Here is a 14,506-nt window from a genome sequence, read left to right on the forward strand (position 1 = left end):
ATGAACGCACCCATCCCCGCCCACCTGCTGCCGCAGCTCGATCCGCGGCCGGTTCCCGCCGAGATGGTCGATGCGCTGCGGGCCCGCTTCGGCGAGCGCTGCTCCACCGCGCTCGCGGTGCGCGAGCAGCACGGCCGCGACGAATCGCCGTTCGACGTGCCGCCGCCCGAGGTGGTCGTGTACTGCGAGAGCACCGACGACGTCGCCGAGGTGGTGAAGCTGGCCGACCGCTACGCCGTGCCGGTGATCCCCTACGGCGCCGGCTCGTCGCTCGAAGGCCACCTGCTCGCGGTGCAGGGCGGCGTCAGCATCGACCTGACGCGCATGAACCGCATCGTGTCGGTGCGCCCCGAAGACCTCACCGTCACCGTGCAGGCCGGCGTCACCCGCATGCAGCTGAACACCGAGATCCGCCATGCCGGGCTGTTCTTCCCGATCGACCCCGGCGCCGACGCCACGCTCGGCGGCATGAGCGCCACGCGCGCGAGTGGCACCAACGCCGTGCGCTACGGCACGATGCGCGACAACGTGCTCGCGCTCACCGTCGTCACGCCGCAGGGCGAGGTGATCCATACCGGCACGCGGGCGCGCAAGTCGTCGGCCGGCTACGACCTGACGCGGCTGATGGTCGGCAGCGAAGGCACGCTCGGCGTGATGACCGAGATCACGCTGAAGCTGTACCCGCTGCCCGAGGCGATCTCGGCCGCCACCTGCAGCTTCCCGAGCATCGACGCCGCGGTGCGCACCACCATCCAGCTGATCCAGATGGGCGTGCCGATCGCCCGCTGCGAGCTGCTCGACGCCAACGCGGTGCGCGCGGTGAACCGGCACGACAAGCTGACGCTGCCCGAATCGCCGCTGCTGCTGATGGAGTTCCACGGCAGCGAGGCGAGCGTGGCCGAGCAGGCCGCCACCGTGCAGGAGATCGCCAGCGAGTTCGGCGGCGAAGGCTTCCAGTGGGCGATCACGCCGGAGGAGCGCACCAGGCTGTGGACCGCCCGCCACCGCGCGTACTTCGCCGGGCTGCAGATGAAGCCAGGCAGCCGCACCGTGACCACCGACACCTGCGTGCCGATCTCGCGGCTGGCCGAGTGCATCAACGACAGCGTCGCCGAGGTCGAGGCCTCGGGGCTGATGTACTACATCGTCGGCCACGTCGGCGACGGCAACTTCCACCTCGCCTACCTGATCGACCCCGACAAGCCGGAAGAACGCGAGACCGCCGAGCGGCTGAACCTGCAGCTGGTGCAGCGCGCGCTGCGGCTCGACGGCACCTGCACCGGCGAGCACGGCATCGGGCTGCACAAGATGGGCTTCCTGGTCACCGAAGCGGGGGCCGGCGCGGTCGACATGATGCGCAGCGTCAAGCGCGCGCTCGACCCGAAGAACATCATGAACCCCGGCAAGATCTTTTCCCTGTGAGGCCGCGCCCATCAGCGTCTTCCTGATCCAACGCTGCGCCGCCTTCGTCGCCACGCTGCTGGCGGCCTCGGCGCTGATCTTCGCGGTGCTCGCGCTGCTGCCGGGCAGCGCGGTCGACGTCCGGCTGGAGACCGGTACCACGCCAGAGGCCGCCGCGGCACTCGCGCAGCAGCTCGGGCTCGACCAGCCGGCGCTCGTGCGCTACGGCCGCTGGCTGCGCGGCCTGGCGAGCGGCGAGCTGGGCCACAGCGTCGCGTACGACGCGCCGATCGCCGAGCTGCTGGCCGAGCGGCTGCTCGTCACGCTGCCGCTCGCGCTGATCGCGATGGGGCTCACCACCGTGTTCGCGCTCGCGCTCGGCGTGTTCGCCGCCTCGCGCCATCGCCGGCTCGGCGATGCCGGCGTGATGGCCGCCAGCCAGCTCGGCATGGCGGTGCCGAACTTCTGGCTCGCGATCCTGCTGATCGGGGTGTTCGCGGTGAAGCTGCAGTGGTTTCCGGCCGGCGGCTTTGCCGGCTGGGATGAAGGCCCGGCCGAAGCGCTGCGTTCGCTGCTGCTGCCGGCCGTCGCGCTGGCCGCGGTGCAGGTCGCGATCCTCGCGCGCGTGACGCGCAGCGCGGTGCTCGAGGTGATGCGCGAGGATTTCGTGCGCAGCGCCCGCGCGCAGGGCCTGGGCCGGCGCGCGGTGCTGTGGCGCCATGTGCTGCGCAACGCGCTGGTGCCGGTGCTGACGGTGATGGGGCTGCAATTCGCGAACCTGCTGACCGGCGCGATCGTCGTCGAGAAGGTGTTCGCGCTGCCCGGGCTCGGGCTGCTGGTGTTCCAGGCGATCGCGAACCGCGACCTGGCGGTGGTGCAGAACGTGGTGATGCTGTTCGCCGCCGCGGTGATCGCGATCAACTTCGCGGTCGACCTGCTGCTGGTCGCGATCGACCCGCGACTGAAGGCAGCGCACCGATGAAGCGCCACCCGAGCTTCGTCGCCGGCTGCGTGCTGGTCGGGCTGTGGCTCGCCGCGGTGCTGCTGTCGCTCGCGTGGACGCCGTACCCGCCCACCGAGATCGACATCCCGAACCGGCTGCTGCTGCCGTCGGCCGCGCACTGGCTGGGCACCGACAGCCTCGGGCGCGACATCGCGTCGCTGCTGATCGTCGGCGCGCGCACCTCGCTGCTGGTGGGCGTCGCGGCGGTCGGGCTGGGTGCCTTGTTCGGCACCGCGATCGGCGTGCTCGGCGCCGCGCGGCGCGGTGGGCTCGATGCGCTGCTGATACGCATCGCCGATTTCAGCTTCGCGTTCCCGGCGCTGCTGACCGCGCTGATGCTGGCCGCGCTGGCCGGGCCCGGGGTCGGCACCGCGGTGGCGGCGATCGCGGTCTTCAACATGGCGGTGTTCGCGCGCATCAGCCGCTCGGCGGCCGGCGCGGTGTGGTCGCGCGATTTCGTGCTGGCCGCGCGCGCCTGCGGGCGCAGCCGCTGGCAGATCACGCTCGACCATGTGCTCCCGAACATCGCCGCGCCGCTGATCGTGCAGGTGACGATCCAGTTCGCGGTCGCGATCCTGGCCGAGGCGGCGCTGAGCTACCTCGGCCTGGGCGTGCGGCCGCCGCAGCCGAGCTGGGGACGGATGCTGAACGAGGCGCAGGAGATGATGTTCCAGGCGCCGCAGCTCGCGCTGTACCCGGGCGTCGCGATCGCGCTCGCGGTGCTGGGGCTGAACCTGATGGGCGACGGGTTGCGCGACCTGCTGGACCCGCGGCTCGCGGGGGAGCGGCGATGAGCGGCGCGTTGCTTTCGGTCCGAGATCTGCGCGTGAGCCTGCCGTCGGCGCGCGGGCCGGTCGACGCGGTGCGCGGGATCGACCTGGATCTCGCGCGAGGCCGCACGCTCGGGCTGATCGGCGAGAGCGGTTGCGGCAAGTCGATGACGGCGCTGGCGCTGATGGGGCTGCTGCCGGATGCGGCGCGCGTGGCCGGCAGCGTCCGCTTCGACGGGCAGGAGCTGATCGGCCTGGACGACGCGATGATGTGCCGGCTGCGCGGCCGGCGCATCGCGATGGTGTTCCAGGAGCCGATGACGGCGCTCGACCCGCTGCAGCCGCTGTGGCGCACCGTGTCCGAGCCGTTGCGCGTGCACCGCGGGCTGGATGCGCGCACGGCACGCGCCGAGGCGCTGCGGCTGCTCGACCGCGTGCAGTTGCCGCAGGCGGCGCAGCGGCTCGATGCGCGGCCGCACCAGCTGTCGGGCGGGCAGCGCCAGCGGGTGATGATCGCGACGGCGCTGGCCTGCGGGCCCGAGCTGCTGATCGCCGACGAGCCGACGACGGCGCTCGACGCGACGCTGCAGCGCGAGATCCTCGCGCTGATCGGCACGCTGATCGCCGACAGCGGCATGGCGCTGCTGCTGATCTCGCACGACCTCGACCTGATGGCGCGCAGCGTCGAGCGCGTGATGGTGATGTACGGCGGAACGGTGGTCGAAGAGGGCCCGGGCGCGCAGGTGCTGGCCGCGCCGGCGCATCCGTACACGCGCGGGCTGGTCGGCGCGCGGCCCCGGCTGGGTGCGCCGCGCGGCATGCGGCTCGCGACGATCCCGGGCCGCGTGCCGGCGCTGGGTGAGTGGCCGGCGGGGTGCCCGTTCGCGGACCGGTGCGGGTGGGTGGCGGATGCGTGCCGCGCAGGCTTGCCGGCGCATGTCAGCGTTGGCGCTGCTCACTCCGCGCGCTGTATCCGCGTCGAGGCACTGCCACCGGGGCTTCGACAGGCTCAGCCCGACCCTTCGACAGGCTCAGGGCGAACGGTTCTCCCCCGATCATCCTGAGCTTGTCGAAGGGTCGCCTCCGACGCGCTCAGCGATACCCCATCGACTGCGGCAGCCACAGCACGATCTGCGGGAACAGCGTCATCGCCAGCAGCAGCAACAGCAGCATCACGATGAACAGCCAGCCCTCGCGCAGCATGTCCTTGATCGGAATCCCGGTCAGCGCGTTCGTCACGAACAGCAGCATCCCGAACGGCGGGTGGATCAGCCCGATCATCATGTTCAGCACGATCACGACGCCGAAGTGCACCAGGTCGATCCCGAGCGCCTTCACCATCGGCAGCAGGATCGGCACGAACACCAGCAGCAGCACCGAGATGTCCATGAAGCAGCCGAGCACCAGGAACAGCAGGTTCACCAGCAGCAGGAACGAGGTGCGCCCGAGATCGAAGCCCGCCATCCACGCCGCCAGCGACTGCGGCACGCCTTCGGCAGTGAACGCGTAGTTCATCATGAAGGCACCGGCCAGGATCATCGTGATCACCGCGCTGGAGCGCGTCGACTCCATCACCACGCCCCACAGCACCCGCCAGCTGAGCGCCCGGTAGACCACGCCGGCCAGCACCAGCGCGTGCAGCGCCGCCACCGCGGCCGCCTCGGTCGGCGTGAAGATGCCGGTGTAGATGCCGGTCAGCAGCAGCACCGGCAGCGACAGCGGCAACGCGCCGCGCCACACGATCAGCGGCCACTCGCGCAGCGGCACCTTGTCTTCGCGCGGCATGTTGCGCCGCGTCGCGATGAAATGCACCACGGCCATCATCAGCAGCGCCATCAGCACGCCGGGCACCACGCCGCCGAGGAACAGCGCACCGACCGAGCTGCCCGACACCAGCGCATAGATCACCATCGGGATCGACGGCGGGATGATCGGCCCGAGCGTCGCGCTCGCGACCACCACCGCGCCGGCGAAGCCGGGCGTGTACTCCGGCTTCTTCAGCATCTGCCGGATCGTCACCAGCCCCGGCCCGGCCGCATCGGCGATCGCGCTGCCGCTCATGCCCGAGAACACCACGCTGACCAGGATGTCGACCTGCGCCAGCCCGCCGCGCAGCCGCCCGACCAGGATGCGGCAGAAGTCGAAGATGCGCTCGCTGATGGTGCCGGCGTTCATCAGGTTGGCCGCGAAGATGAACAGCGGCACCGCCAGCAGCACATAGCTGTTGTACAGCCCGTTCAGCACCTGCTCGGCTGCCAGGCCGACATCCTGCCGCTTGACGATCAGGTAGGCGATGCCGCTGCCGATCATCGAGAAGCCGATCGGCGCGCGCAGCACGAAGCCGGCCACCAGCACGCCGACCAGCGCCCACAGCGCCGCCGTCATGCCTTCACCTCGCCGCTCAGTTCCTGGTCGAGCCCGCGCGCGATGCGCCACAAGGTGTGCGCACTGCGCACCACCACCCCGGCCAGCATCAGCGCGAACGGCAGGAACACCGCCATGAACGGCAGCCCGAGCACCGGCGTGCCCTCGCGCGCCATGAAGTGGATGTAGTCCCAGCTGGCCGGCAGCGCCCACAGCGCGAGGCCGCCGAACAGCAGCGCCGCGAGCCCGCGGAACACCCTCCGAATGCCTGCTGGCATCGCGTTGTAGACCAGGTCGAAGGCCACGTGCTCGCGCTGCGGCACGACGAACGCGGTCGACCACAGGATCACCCAGACGTACAGCACCACCGCCAGCTCGTCGGTCCACGGCAGCGGCCGGTTGAAGCCGAAGCGCGCGACGATCTGCACCAGGAACACCAGGAACAGCAACACGAACAGCCCGCCGCCGACCGCCTCGGCGCCGCGTTTCAGCCACCGTTGCATCACGAGACTCCGTTGATGCGCTCGAGCAACCCCGGCGGCCATGACTTCGCCTGCTCCGACGCCGCATACGCCTGCTGCACCGCGCGGCGGAAGGCGGCCACGTCGGGCGTCGTCACCTGCAGGCCCTGCTGCTTGAAGAAGTCGACCAGCTGCGCCTCTTCCTTGATGCGGTTCTCGTTGTTCCAGCGCGCCGCCGACTGCGCCGCCGCCTTCAGCTTCTGGCGCTGCGCCGGGGGGGCCGCGTTCCAGGTCTTGTTGGCGACCGCGATGAACAGCCCGTCGACCAGGTGGCTGGTCAACACCAGCTGCTTGGTCACCTCGTAGAACTTGGCCGCGCGCACGGTGGGCAGCGGGTTGTCCTGGCCGTCGATCGTGCCGGTCTTCAGGCCCAGGTAGACCTCGCCGAAGGCCAGCGGCGTCGGCGTCGCGCCCAGCGCCTGGCCGAGGAACAGCCAGTCCTTCGAGCCGGGCATGCGCAGCTTCACGCCCTTCAGGTCGGCCGGCACCATCACCTTGCGGGTATCGCGCAGGTTGAGCTGGCGCGTGCCGAGGTAGGCGGTGGCGAGCACCGTCACGTCGAGCTGGTCGGAGACGCGCTTGAACATCTCGTCGCCGATCGGGCCGTTGAACACTTTCTGCTGGTGCTGCGGGTCGCGCAGCATGTAGCCGGCGGTGAAGATCGAGAACTCCGGCAGCAGCTTCGCGATGTCGAAGGCCGAGATCGACGCCAGCTCCAGGTTGCCGCGCGCCATCGCCGCCGGCTCGGTGCCCTGCTTGAACAGCGCCGCGTTCAGGTTGACCTGCAGCTCGAACTCGCCGGGGGCCGACTGCTCGAGCGCATCTTTGAACACCGTCCACATCTTCGCGTGCCAGTCGTCCGGCACCGCCGGGGTCGAGATGCGCAACAGCGTCTTGCCGGCGGCCCGCGCAGCGGGCGCGGCGAATCCGGACAACACCAGGCCGGCCGCCAGGCGGCGGCGCCGTGAATCAACAATCATGCAGTCTCCAGCTTCCTTGTTCGGATCAATCGACGTCGAGGTCCAGCGCGATCGGCTTCAGCGCATGCTGCAGCGTGTGCATCTGGTCCGGCGTCAGCGCCACCAGCGGCGCCCGCACCCGCAACCAGCCGGGCTCGCCGCTCAGGGCCGCCATGATGCCCTTCAAAGCGGGTGTCAGCGCGTAGGAACCCAGCATTGCGAGCAGCAGGCGCACCCGCGACACGTCGTGCGGGGTGTTCGGCGCATCGGGCCGGCCGGCCAGCCGCTGCACCACGTGCGGCATGAAGTTGGCCAGCCCGCTGACCGCCCCGGTGCTGCCGCGCCGCGCCAGTTCGGGCAGGTCGGGCTCGTGGCCGGCGGTCACCATCAGCGTCTCGTTGAAGGCATCGGCCAGCGCCAGCGTGTGCGCGGTGTCGCCGCTGCTGTCCTTGACGCCGACGATGGTCTGCGGGTACAGGCGCTTCAGCGTCTCGACCACCTTGCGCGACAGCCCGACACCGCTCACCTGCGGGATGTGATACAGGTAAAGCCGCAGCCGGTCGTCGGCCGCGCCGTCGATCACCTGGCGGTAGCAGTCGATGACACCCTGGTCGCTCACGCCCTTCAGGAAGAACGGCGGCATCATCAGGCAGCCGTGAGCGCCGATCGCGAGCGCATGGCGGGTCAGCGCCAGCGTGTCGGGCAGCGCGGCGCAGCTGGTGGACACCAGGATCTGCGGCGCCGGCACGCCTTCGCCGACCAGCGCGTCGACCGCGTCGCGGCGCTCGGCGACCGAGAACGACGGCCCCTCGCCGGTGGTGCCGAACGGCACGACGCCGCCGCAGCCTTTGTTGTGGACCAGCGCGCGGGCGTGCAGCCCGAAGCGGTGCAGGTCGATGCCGAGGTCGGGCTTCAGCGGCGTCAGCAGCGCCGGCCAGATGCCGTGGAACGAGGCGGATGCAGCAGGAATCGTCATGGTCTTCTCCCGAGGATGGGAGCGGATGACGGCGCGGCCCCCCTCGCGCCTGAACCGGACAGCGGGTCGTCAGTCGGTGGCCACCACCCCTTTGCGCAGCAGCAGGTTGCCGTACTTGCGCTGCTCGCCGGTGCGCAGGATCACGAAGGCGCGCCGGGCCTGCTCGTAGAAGGCGAAGCGCTCCAGCGTGGCCGGCTCGTTTTCACCGGCGGCACGCAGCAGCTTGCGGAATTCGGCCACCGGCGGCGGTACGGTGCGGGCGTCATCCACCACCTGCATCGTCCAGGCGCATTGCGGCACGAAGGTGTCGAGCGGAAAGAGCGGCAGCAGCGCCGCCAGCACGGCAGGGGCGTCGGCGCCGGCGATCTGCACCAGCCGCGCACCGGCCTGCTGCGCCACCTGGGCGGCGGGGAAATTCGCGTCCACAATCGCCAGATCGTCGCCGTGGCCCATGCTGGCCAGTGCGTGAAGCGCATCGGGCGTGAGCAGCGGCGATATCGTCTTGAGCATCGGGACTTCCTTCGCTTTCTTTGTGGGACAGCGGCGCCGGACACGCGAAGTGTCATGGTAAGCGCCGGCCCCCGCAGTCTTCAGCGGGACAAACCCTTCTGCTCTGTCGATCCTGCCCTGTCACCCCCTGCCGCGAGAGCCTCCATGAGCATTCCGAAGCACATCCAATTCCCGCCCTTGCCCCTGCACGTGGCCGAATCGCTGCCCCACGATGCCCGGCGCGCCACGCTGCTGGGCCGCCTGTGGGTGCCCGGCGTCGGGCCGACGCTGGTCACGCTGACCGGCGACGACCTGCACGACCTGTCGATGGTGGCCGCCACCAGCAGCCAGCTGCTGGAGCTCGACGACCCGGTGTTCGCGGTGCAGTCGGCGCTGCGCGACGGCCAGGCGCCGCGCATCGCGTCCTATGAGGCGGCGCTGGCCAACAGCGACGAATCGCTGCGCGACGGCACGCAGGCCTGGCTGATGGCGCCCTGCGACCTGCAGCCGGTGAAGGCGAGCGGCGTCACCTTCATCGCGAGCCTGCTGGAGCGGGTGATCGAGGAGCAGGCGCGCGGCGACGCGTCGCGCGCCGATGCGATCCGCCGCTCGCTGACCGGCATCCTCGGCGACAACCTGGCCGGCATCGTGCCCGGCTCGCCGCAGGCGGCCCAGGTCAAGGAGGTGCTGATCGCGCAGGGCGCGTGGTCGCAGTACCTCGAGGTCGGCATCGGGCCGGACGCCGAGATATTCACGAAGGCGCCGCCGATGGCCGCGGTCGGCACCGGCGCCGATGTCGGCCTGCACCCGGGCTCGTCGTGGAACAACCCGGAGCCCGAGGTGGTGCTCGCGATCGACAGCCACGGCCGGGTGCGCGGCGCGACGCTCGGCAACGACGTGAACCTGCGCGATTTCGAAGGCCGCAGCGCGCTGCTGCTCGGCAAGGCCAAGGACAACAACGCGTCGTGCGCGATGGCGCCGTTCATCCGGTTGTTCGATGCGCACTTCGGAATCGACGACCTGCGCCGCTGCGAGATCGCGCTGCGCGTGGTGGGGCCGGACGGCTTCCGCGTCGAGGCCCGCGACACGCTCGCGAAGATCAGCCGCGACCCGCTGGACCTGGCCGCGCAGGCGATCGGCCCGCACCACCAGTACCCGGACGGGCTGATGCTGTTCCTCGGCACCATGCTCGCGCCGACGCAGGACCGCATGGGCCCGGGCCAGGGCTTCACGCACGTGGTGGGCGACGTGGTCACGGTGTCGTCGCCGGCGTTCGGCGCGCTGGTGAACCGGGTGCGCCGCTGCGACGAGATCGCGCCGTGGCGCTTCGGGCTGACCGCGCTGATGCGCAGCCTGGCGGCACGCCAGTTGCTGACTTGAGCACGCCGGCCGGCGAGCTGCCGCTGCTCGCGTTGGAGCAGGTGACGCGGCGCTACACGCTGCCGCGCGAGCGGCTGCTGCAGCCAGCACCGGGGGTCGACGCGCTGCGCGGCGTGAGCCTGACGCTGCGGGCCGGGCACAACCTCGGGATCGTCGGCGAATCGGGCTCGGGCAAGTCGACGCTCGCGCGCATCGCGATGGCGCTCGAGCCGCCGAGCAGCGGACGGGTGCTGTTCGGCGGGCGCGACCTGAATGCGCTGGCGCCGGGCGAGCTGCGCGCGGCACGGCGCGATTTCCAGATGGTGTTCCAGGACCCGTACAGCTCGCTGGACCCGCGCCAGCGCGTCGGTCGCATCGTCGCCGAGCCGTTGCCCGTGGGTGAGGCGGATGCGGTCGGGCGGGTGGCCGAGGCGCTGGAGGCGGTCGGGCTGCGCGCGTCGGACGCCACGCGGCATCCGCACGAGTTCTCCGGCGGCCAGCGCCAGCGCGTCGCGATCGCACGGGCGCTGGTGACGCGGCCGAAGCTGATCGTCGCCGACGAGCCGGTGAGCGCGCTCGACGTGTCGGTGCAGGCGCAGGTGCTGAACCTGCTGGTCGACCTGCAGCAGCGCTTCGGCATGACCTACCTGCTGATCAGCCACGACCTCGCGGTGGTCGACCACCTGTGCGAGGAGGTGGTGGTGATGCGCGGTGGCGAGGTCGTCGAGCGCGGTGCATCGGACGAGGTGCTTCGGGCGCCGCAGCATGCGTACACACGCGCGTTGGTATCGGCTGCGAGTACGCTGGGAGCATGAACGCCCATTCCAAGTCTGCGCCGTCTTCCTTGTCTGCAGAAGACGAGCAGGAGTTGGCGGAGGCGCTGGCCGAGATCGAGCGAGGTGAGTTCGTCACGCCGGAGCAATTGAACGAACTGCTCCGCGAGTTCGATGATGTCGGGCCCGCACCCCACCGTTCGGGCTGAGCTTGTCGAAGTCCTGCCCACCTGCAGCCGTTCGGGCTGAGCCTGTCGAAGCCTGCGGACAGCGCTTCGGCAAGCTCAGCGCGGCCCTTCGACAGGCTCAGGGCGAGCGGAATCGGGCTGCCGCTACCATCCGCCCGATGAAGATCGCCGCCCTCAAGACCACCGCCACGCTGCTGCTGTGCGCCGCGACGCTCGCCACCGCGCAATCCCGCAAGGACAGCGCCGTCATCGGCATCACGCTGGAGCCGCCGGGCCTCGACCCCACCACCTCGGCGGCCGCGTCGATCGGCGAGATCGTCCACTACAACGTGCTCGAGGGCCTGACCAAGATCAACGTCGACGGCAGCGTGACGCCGCTGCTGGCCGACAGCTGGAGCATCGACCCCGACGGCCGGCTCTACACCTTCAAGCTGAAGAAGGGCGTGAAGTTCCAAGACGGCGAGGCCTTCGACGCCGCCGACGTCAAGTTCAGCTTCGAGCGCGCCCGCGCCGAAGGCAGCACCAACAAGGCGAAGAAAACGGTGTTCGACAACATCACCCGCATCGAGACGCCCGATGCGCACACGGTGGTGCTGGTGCTCGCGAAGGCCGACGGCAACCTGCTGTTCCGCCTCGGCGAGAACACTGCCGTGATCCTCGACCCGAAGAGCGCCGCCACCACCGCGACCCGGCCGGTCGGCACCGGCCCGTTCCGCTTCGAGAGCTGGTCGCGCGGCAGCGCGGTGATGCTGTCGCGCTGGGACGGCTACCGCAACGCCGCAGCCATCAAGCTGAAGAAGCTGAGCTTTCGCATCATCAACGACCCGGCCGCGCAATCGGCCGCGCTGCTGGCCGGCGACGTCGACGCGATCCCGCGCTTCCAGGCCGCACAGAGCCTCGCGCAGTTCCAGAGCGATCCGCGCTTCACGGTCGCGATCGGCGGCACCGAGGGCAAGACGATCGTCGCGATCAACAACAAGCGCAAGCCCTTCGACGACGTGCGCGTGCGCCGCGCGATCGCGATGGCGATCGACCGCAAGGCGGTGATCGCCGGTGCGATGGAAGGCCACGGCGCGCCGATCGGCAGCCACATGGTGCCGAGCGACGCCGGCTACATCGACCTGACCGGCGTGAACCCGTACAACCCCGACAAGGCGCGCGCGCTGCTGAAGGAGGCCGGCGTCGCGACGCCGCTGAACGTGACGCTGTCGCTGCCACCGCCGCAGTACGCGCGCAAGGGCGGCGAGATCGTCGCGGCGCAGCTCGCGAAGGTGGGCATCGTCGCGAAGATCGACAACGTCGAGTGGGCGCAGTGGCTGGCCGGACCGTTCAAGGGCAGCTTCGACCTGACGGTCATCAGCCACGTCGAGCCGCTCGATTTCGCGGTGTATGCCGACCCGGCCTACTACTTCGGCTACGACAGCAGGGCTTATGCCGAGATCGTCGCGAAGTACAACGCCAGCACCAACGCGAAGGAGCGGCTGAAGCTGCTCGCCGATGCGCAACGCCGACTGGCCGACGACGCGGTCAACGCCTGGTTGTTCCAGCTGCCGCAGTTCCTGGTCGCCAACAAGCGGCTGAAGGGCCTGTGGAGCAGCTCGCCGGTGTTCGCGAACGACATGGGCGCGGTGAGCTGGCAATGAACGCGCTCGCGCAGCTGGGTGCCGTGGAGCTGCTGGCGGCCTACGCGGCGCGCACGCTGTCGCCGGTGGAGGTGGCGCGCGCGGTGCTCGCGAACATCGCGGCCTGGGAGCCGCGGCTGTGCGCGACCTACGCGCTCGATGCGGCCGCGGCGCTCGCGCAGGCCGAGGCCTCGCAGGCGCGCTGGCTCGCGAACGCACCGCTCGGCGCGCTCGACGGCGTGCCGGCGATGATCAAGGAGAACATCGCGACGCGCGGCACGCCGGTGCCGCTGGGCACCGCGGCCACCGAGCTGGTGCCGGCCGTGGCCGATGCGCCGCCGGCCGCGCGGCTGCGCGAGGCCGGCGCGGTGATCCTTGGCAAGACGACGATGCCCGACTACGGGATGCTGTCGTCCGGCCTGTCGAGCTTTCACCCGCTGGCCCGCAACCCGTGGGACCTGCGCCGCAACCCGGGCGGCAGCAGCGCCGGTGCCGCCGCGGGCGCTGCAGCAGGCTATGGCCCGCTGCACGTCGGCACCGACATCGGTGGCTCGGTGCGGCTGCCGGCCGGCTGGTGCGGGATCTTCACGCTGAAGCCGAGCCTGGGCCGCATCCCGATCCAGCCGCCCTACGCCGGCCGCGTCGCCGGGCCGATGACGCGAACGGTCGCCGAGGCGGCGCTGATGATGGACGTGCTGTCGCGCCCCGACCCCGGCATGCGCGACACGATGAGCCTGCCGCACCAGGACATCGCGTGGTCGCAGCTCGAGCGCCCGCTGCGTGGATTGAGGCTCGGCCTGCTGATGGACGCCGGCTGGGGCCTGCCGGTCGAGGCCGAGGTGCGGGCGGCGGTCGACGCCGCGGCGCGTGCCTTCGAGGGCGCGGGCGCGATCGTCGAACCGGTCGCGCCCTTCATGACGCGCGAGATGATCGACGGCATGGACCGCTTCTGGCGCTGCCGCGCCTGGATGGACATCGCGGCGCTGCCCGAGGCCCGGCGCGCGAAGGTGTTGCCGTTCATCGTCGAATGGGCGCGCGGCGGCGCGGCACTGAGCGGCGCGCAGGTGTTCCACGGCTACAGCCAGATGGGTGCGATGCGCGAGGCTGCTGTCGCGGCCTGCCGGCCGTTCGACGCACTGCTGTCGCCGACCGCGCCGATGCCGGCCTTCGCCGCCGAGCTGCCGTGCCCGACCAACGACCCGGCGCGGCCATTCGAGCACATCGCGTTCACGCTGCCGTACAACATGAGCGAGCAACCGGCGGCGAGCATCAACTGCGGCTACACGAGCGACGGACTGCCGATCGGCCTGCAGATCATCGGCGCGCGGCACGACGACCTGGGCGTGCTGCAGCTGGCGCGGGCGTGGGAGCAGATGCGGCCGGCGCAGCGGGCGTGGCCCACGCCTTGACCGGGCTCACACCAGCGGCGGCTTCAATCCCTCGCTCGCGACCATCCGCTGCACCGCCGGCCGCGCCAGCACGCGCTGCAGATAGGGCCCGAGCGCCGGCAACGTGCGCGCCGGCCGGTGGAAGCCGCGCGTCCAGCGGCACAGCATCAGCGCGTACAGGTCGATCGCGCTGAACGCATCGCCCAGCAGCCACGGCTTGCCGTGCGATGCGAGTTCGGCCTCGAGGAGGTCGACCAGCGCGCCGACGCGCGCTTCGGCACATTCCTTCACCTGCGGGACCACTGCCTCGTCGCGCACGTAGCGGTCCGGGTAGAAGTACGAGATCAGCGCCGGCTGCAGCGAGTTGGTCAGCCACATCAGCCACTTGTAGAAATGCGCGCGCTGCGGCGTGCCGAGCGCCGGTGCGAGGCCGGCCTGCGGGTGCGCATCGAGCAGGTGCAGGCAGATCGCCGCGGACTCGTACAGCACCAAGTCGCCGTCGACCATCACCGGGATCAACCCGTTCGGGTTCATCTTCAGGTATTCGGGGGAGCGCAACGCGCCCTTCTCTCTCTCGACACGCACCAGCTCGAACGGGATGCCGAGTTCTTCGAGCAGCATGTGCGGCGCCATGCTGGCGTTGCCGGGGAAGTAATACAGCTGGATCATGGGCAGGGTGGGGTGTGGGGGTCC

General features: G+C 70.8%; 15 protein-coding genes. 9 read left to right on the forward strand and 6 right to left on the reverse strand.

Annotation, left to right across the window (positions count from 1 at the left end):
* Genes BUE42_RS03110 through BUE42_RS03125 form a run of 4 tightly spaced genes read left to right on the forward strand, consistent with a single transcriptional unit; the run spans position 1 to position 4,238 of the window.
* Complete coding sequence (locus BUE42_RS03110) at positions 1-1,422, forward strand: FAD-binding oxidoreductase (protein ID WP_073462627.1); 1,422 nt, start codon at positions 1-3, stop codon at positions 1,420-1,422.
* 10 nt (positions 1,423-1,432) lie between these two features.
* Entirely contained in the window at positions 1,433-2,383 is a 951-nt protein-coding gene (locus BUE42_RS03115) for an ABC transporter permease (RefSeq protein ID WP_073462628.1), read from the forward strand.
* Positions 2,380-3,198, forward strand: a complete 819-nt coding sequence (locus BUE42_RS03120; RefSeq protein ID WP_073462629.1) for an ABC transporter permease — start codon at positions 2,380-2,382, stop codon at positions 3,196-3,198. Before BUE42_RS03115 ends, BUE42_RS03120 begins: the two co-directional genes overlap by 4 nt.
* The gene (locus BUE42_RS03125) at positions 3,195-4,238 is read left to right on the forward strand and encodes an ABC transporter ATP-binding protein (RefSeq protein WP_073462630.1); all 1,044 of its coding nucleotides are present in this window, start codon (positions 3,195-3,197) and stop codon (positions 4,236-4,238) included. Before BUE42_RS03120 ends, BUE42_RS03125 begins: the two co-directional genes overlap by 4 nt.
* Before the next feature lie 28 nt (positions 4,239-4,266).
* Here BUE42_RS03125 and BUE42_RS03130 read toward each other — a convergent pair whose 3' ends face one another.
* From BUE42_RS03130 to BUE42_RS03150, 5 genes are all read right to left on the reverse strand, one after another.
* On the reverse strand, positions 4,267-5,559 hold the full coding sequence (locus BUE42_RS03130; RefSeq protein ID WP_073462631.1) for a TRAP transporter large permease: 1,293 nt from the start codon (positions 5,557-5,559) through the stop codon (positions 4,267-4,269).
* Positions 5,556-6,041, reverse strand: a complete 486-nt coding sequence (locus tag BUE42_RS03135; protein ID WP_073462632.1) for a TRAP transporter small permease — start codon at positions 6,039-6,041, stop codon at positions 5,556-5,558. The genes BUE42_RS03130 and BUE42_RS03135 overlap by 4 nt, the downstream gene beginning before the upstream one ends.
* The gene (locus tag BUE42_RS03140; protein WP_073462633.1) at positions 6,041-7,039 is read right to left on the reverse strand and encodes a sialic acid TRAP transporter substrate-binding protein SiaP; all 999 of its coding nucleotides are present in this window, start codon (positions 7,037-7,039) and stop codon (positions 6,041-6,043) included. The genes BUE42_RS03135 and BUE42_RS03140 overlap by 1 nt, the downstream gene beginning before the upstream one ends.
* A gap of 25 nt (positions 7,040-7,064) precedes the next feature.
* The gene (locus BUE42_RS03145) at positions 7,065-7,994 is read right to left on the reverse strand and encodes a dihydrodipicolinate synthase family protein (protein ID WP_073462634.1); all 930 of its coding nucleotides are present in this window, start codon (positions 7,992-7,994) and stop codon (positions 7,065-7,067) included.
* A 69-nt stretch (positions 7,995-8,063) separates the two neighbouring features.
* Complete coding sequence (locus tag BUE42_RS03150) at positions 8,064-8,504, reverse strand: RbsD/FucU family protein (protein ID WP_073462635.1); 441 nt, start codon at positions 8,502-8,504, stop codon at positions 8,064-8,066.
* 144 nt (positions 8,505-8,648) lie between these two features.
* Between BUE42_RS03150 and BUE42_RS03155 the strand changes: the two genes are divergently transcribed.
* The 5 genes from BUE42_RS03155 (at position 8,649) to BUE42_RS03170 (ending at position 13,834) form a co-directional block, all read left to right on the forward strand.
* A complete protein-coding gene (locus tag BUE42_RS03155; protein ID WP_073462636.1) occupies positions 8,649-9,863 on the forward strand; it encodes a fumarylacetoacetate hydrolase family protein in 1,215 nt (404 codons plus the stop codon).
* Complete coding sequence (locus BUE42_RS03160; protein WP_073462637.1) at positions 9,860-10,657, forward strand: ATP-binding cassette domain-containing protein; 798 nt, start codon at positions 9,860-9,862, stop codon at positions 10,655-10,657. Before BUE42_RS03155 ends, BUE42_RS03160 begins: the two co-directional genes overlap by 4 nt.
* Positions 10,654-10,824 (forward strand): hypothetical protein, encoded by a 171-nt coding sequence (locus BUE42_RS32905; RefSeq protein ID WP_159445360.1) that lies wholly within the window; start codon positions 10,654-10,656, stop codon positions 10,822-10,824. Before BUE42_RS03160 ends, BUE42_RS32905 begins: the two co-directional genes overlap by 4 nt.
* Before the next feature lie 137 nt (positions 10,825-10,961).
* Complete coding sequence (locus BUE42_RS03165; protein WP_073462638.1) at positions 10,962-12,446, forward strand: ABC transporter substrate-binding protein; 1,485 nt, start codon at positions 10,962-10,964, stop codon at positions 12,444-12,446.
* Positions 12,443-13,834: an amidase gene (locus BUE42_RS03170; protein ID WP_073462639.1), complete on the forward strand. Its 1,392-nt coding sequence runs from the start codon at positions 12,443-12,445 to the stop codon at positions 13,832-13,834. The genes BUE42_RS03165 and BUE42_RS03170 overlap by 4 nt, the downstream gene beginning before the upstream one ends.
* A gap of 6 nt (positions 13,835-13,840) precedes the next feature.
* Here BUE42_RS03170 and BUE42_RS03175 read toward each other — a convergent pair whose 3' ends face one another.
* On the reverse strand, positions 13,841-14,482 hold the full coding sequence (locus BUE42_RS03175; RefSeq protein WP_073462640.1) for a glutathione S-transferase family protein: 642 nt from the start codon (positions 14,480-14,482) through the stop codon (positions 13,841-13,843).
* Positions 14,483-14,506: the final 24 nt, after the last annotated feature.

The sequence above is a fragment of the Rhizobacter sp. OV335 genome (assembly GCF_900142965.1).
Classification (GTDB): Bacteria; Pseudomonadota; Gammaproteobacteria; order Burkholderiales; family Burkholderiaceae_C; genus Rhizobacter.